4 protein-coding genes are annotated in these 3,813 nt (G+C 35.2%); 3 read left to right on the forward strand and 1 reads right to left on the reverse strand.

Annotated elements, in window-relative coordinates:
- The first annotated feature begins 102 nt into the window (after positions 1 to 102).
- From DIU01_RS11560 to DIU01_RS11570, 3 genes are all read left to right on the forward strand, one after another.
- Positions 103 to 981, forward strand: coding sequence for a PPK2 family polyphosphate kinase (locus tag DIU01_RS11560; protein ID WP_290834607.1), 879 nt, complete (start codon positions 103 to 105; stop codon positions 979 to 981).
- 88 nt (positions 982 to 1,069) lie between these two features.
- Complete coding sequence (locus tag DIU01_RS11565; protein ID WP_290834609.1) at positions 1,070 to 2,455, forward strand: MATE family efflux transporter; 1,386 nt, start codon at positions 1,070 to 1,072, stop codon at positions 2,453 to 2,455.
- A gap of 26 nt (positions 2,456 to 2,481) precedes the next feature.
- Positions 2,482 to 2,709 (forward strand): hypothetical protein, encoded by a 228-nt coding sequence (locus DIU01_RS11570; protein WP_035126265.1) that lies wholly within the window; start codon positions 2,482 to 2,484, stop codon positions 2,707 to 2,709.
- Here the strand turns inward: DIU01_RS11570 and meaB are convergent.
- The gene (gene meaB / locus DIU01_RS11575; protein WP_290834612.1) at positions 2,697 to 3,800 is read right to left on the reverse strand and encodes a methylmalonyl Co-A mutase-associated GTPase MeaB; all 1,104 of its coding nucleotides are present in this window, start codon (positions 3,798 to 3,800) and stop codon (positions 2,697 to 2,699) included. The genes DIU01_RS11570 and meaB overlap by 13 nt on opposite strands.
- Between the last annotated feature and the right edge of the window lie 13 nt (positions 3,801 to 3,813).

The following is a 3,813-nucleotide window of genomic DNA, read 5'->3' on the forward strand; positions in this document are numbered from 1 at the left end:
AGCGGCATCCTTTTTCTTTTTTCTTTAAAAAGGAAAAGATAGAGCGTATAGCTGGAAATAGCTCCTCAAAAATAGTATTTTTACAATAATAAATTAACATTTATGAAATCAATTAACATAGAAGATTTTAAAGTTGTTGGGAAGATAAATTTATCTAAGTTGCCAACAAAATTGGATATTGACACCAATAGTGATCAAGAAGAAGAAGCGTTGGATGAAGTACAAGTGAAGTTGAGTAAGCGTCAAGATGCGATGTATGCTCACAATAAATATGCGTTTCTAATTTGTTTGCAAGGCATGGACACGAGCGGAAAAGACAGTTTGATTCGTGAAGTTTTTAAGGAATTTAATGCTCGTGGTGTTGTGGTTCATAGTTTTAAAACGCCCAATTCTACCGAGTTGGAACACGATTATTTGTGGCGTCACTATTTGGCTTTGCCAGAGAAAGGAAAGTTTGCCGTTTTCAACAGAACGCATTATGAAAATGTATTGGTAACACGAGTGCATCCAGAGTATATTTTGTTTGAAAATTTGCCCGGAATTGAAAAAGTAGAAGATATTACGCCAAAGTTTTGGGAAGATCGATTTGAGCAAATCAACAATTTTGAAAAGCACATTTCGCAAAACGGAACTAAAATTTTGAAATTTTATTTTCACATGAGTAAGGAAGAACAACGCGAGCGATTATTGAAGCGTTTGGAAAATCCAGAGGACAACTGGAAGTTTTCTACCGGCGATTTAAAAGAGCGTGAACGTTGGGATGATTACATGAAGTATTACGAAGAAGCAATCAATAAAACTGCGAAAGAAAACGCACCTTGGTATGTTGTTCCTGCTGATGATAAAGGTGTTGCGCGTTATATTGTGGCAAAAGTTATTTGGGAAGAAATGCTGAAACTGACTGATATTACTGAACCGGAATTGGACCCAAAAGTAAAAGCAAATATTGACGTTTACAGAGAACAGTTGAAGGGAAAATAGACATGAAGTAGCATTATAAAGAATTAGTGAAAATTAGTGAAATTCGTGTGAACTATCTATTATCTTTGCCAATTCAAAAAAATGCACCGTGAACTTTTCTCAATACACAAAAGAATTTAGATACAATTTGCACTTGGCTTACCCAGTAATTTTGGGTATGGTTGGGCATACTTTAATTGGAATTGTCGATAATATTATGGTTGGAAAGCTTGGTTCTACTGAGCTTGCAGCAGTTTCTTTAGGAAACAGTATGATATTTATTGCGATGTCAATTGGTATCGGATTTTCTACAGCAATTACACCAATGGTTGGTGAAGCCGATGCGGAAAATGACAACGGAAAAATTCGTTCGTTTTTTCATCACGGATTGTTTTTGTGTACTATTTTAGGATTTGCATTATTTGGATTGATTGTATTAGCAAAGCCAATAATGGAGTTGTTGCACCAACCCAAAGACGTTATTGAATTGGCAAAACCTTATCTTGATTGGGTTGCGTTTTCACTTGTTCCGTTAATAATATATCAAGGTTATAAGCAGTTTGCCGACGGACTTTCGATGACAAAATACTCAATGTATGCTATTGTGATGGCAAATGTTATTCACGTAATTATCAATTATTTTTTGATTTACGGAATTTGGATTTTTCCTAAAATGGGAATTATTGGCGCCGCATTAGGAACGGTAATTTCCAGAATTATGATGGTGGCTTTTATGCACATTATTTTGTCTAAACAAGAACGCTTGAAGCAATACTTTAAAGGATTTAGTTTTGATGAAATTAAAAAAGAAGTAATCAAGAAAATTGTAAATATTGGTTTGCCATCGGCGATGCAAATGTTGTTTGAAGTAGTGCTTTTTACAGCTGCGATTTGGTTGTGCGGCAACATTGGAAAAACGAGTCAGGCTGCGAATCAAATTGCATTGAGTTTGGCTTCGATGACGTTTATGTTTGCCATGGGATTGAGCGTTGTTTCTATGATTAGAGTAAGTAATCAAAAAGGGCTAAACGATTATAAAAACCTTGTAATTGTGGCGCGTTCCATCTTTTTACTAGCGATTATTATCGAAATTATTTTCGCCGTTTTATTTGTTGCTTTTCATCAAATATTACCACCATTATTCTTAGATATGAGTAATGAAATACAACTTGTAGACAATCAAGAAGTCGTTGTTATTGCTGCAAAATTACTTTTGGTTGCGGCAGTTTTTCAAATATCTGATGGAATTCAAGTGGTTGTTCTTGGTGCTTTACGCGGATTGCAAGACGTGAAAGTTCCCATGTATGTTACTTTTGTTGCTTATTGGGTTATTGGTTTTCCAATTTCGTATTATCTTGGTGAATACACCGAGTTGAAAGCAGTAGGCGTTTGGATTGGACTTCTAGCAGGATTATCTGCAGCAGCAATATTTTTGTATATTCGCTTTCATTATTTGACTAAAAAATTAATTAATACTACAACTTCTGAAGTTTAAAAACAGAAGTTAAAAACTAAAATACTATGCAATTACCTAAATTTGTTTTAGCAGACAATTCCGATTTTCCAGATGATATTTTCATCATTCACCTTGACTTTCCGCGTTTTATAATCAATTTAAAAGACGATGAAGTAGAGTTTCTTGAAGATTTAGAAGGCGAAGACGAAACCGAACTAGAAAGTGAAATGGAACATTTAATTACACTTGCCGGAGAATTTTATGACAAAGAAATGGAAGGTTACGAAGAGTAATTTTCTATTTTAAAATACTTTTCCAACAAACTCACAGCAGCTGCAAAAGGTGACATTTCATCATTTTGAACTGCTTTTTTGTTTTGCTCTATCAATTCGATAATTTCGGGATGATTGTAGAAATTCCATTTTAATTGTTCGTTAATTGTTTCCATCATCCAAAACTGGTTCTGATCTTTTCTTTTTTCTTGAAAATAATTATTTGATTTTGCCAATTCTAAATAGTCAGAGATTGTATTCCAAACCTCATTAATTCCATCTTTTGTATACGAACTACAAGTAGATGCAGTTGGAATCCAGCCCGATTTTTTGGCAGGAAATAAGTGTAAAGCTCTATTGAATTCGGTTTTGGCTAATTTCGCTTTGTTGATATTATCGCCATCGGCTTTGTTAATTACAATAGCGTCGGCCATTTCCATGATGCCACGTTTTATACCTTGCAATTCATCGCCTGCACCAGAAATTTTTAGTAATAAAAAGAAATCTACCATGCTGTGAACGGCGGTTTCGCTTTGTCCAACTCCAACCGTTTCGATAATTATAGTGTCAAATCCGCAGGCTTCGCATAGAATTATTGATTCACGTGTTTTTCTCGCAACGCCACCAAGAGTTTCGCCCGAAGCACTCGGACGAATAAATGCATTTTCGTCTTTCACCAATTCTTCCATTCTAGTTTTATCGCCAAGAATACTTCCGTGCGAAATGGTACTACTTGGATCGACAGCCAGAACAGCAACTTTTTTTCCTAACGAAGTTAAATGTTTTCCAAAAGCCTCAATAAACGTACTTTTTCCAACACCAGGAACGCCAGTAATTCCTATTCTAACCGATTTATTTGCGCTGGGCAAACAACCATTTATAACTTCATTAGCTTTCGATAAATGTTCGGGATTGGTACTTTCTACCAAAGTAATGGCACGACTTAAAGCTACTTTGTCATGTTTTAAAATCCCATCAATCAAATCATTTGCCGACGGTTGTTTTCTCCGCATTTGCTGAATTAACTCAACAGACGACGAACTAAACTTCTGTGGTTGTTCAACTCCTTCTTTTTCGTTGAGCGCAGAGATTGTTTTTTTTGGTGACTTCACTTGTAGAATTTAA

Origin of the sequence: Flavobacterium sp. (assembly GCF_003525665.1) — a bacterium.
Classification (GTDB): Bacteria; Bacteroidota; Bacteroidia; order Flavobacteriales; family Flavobacteriaceae; genus Flavobacterium.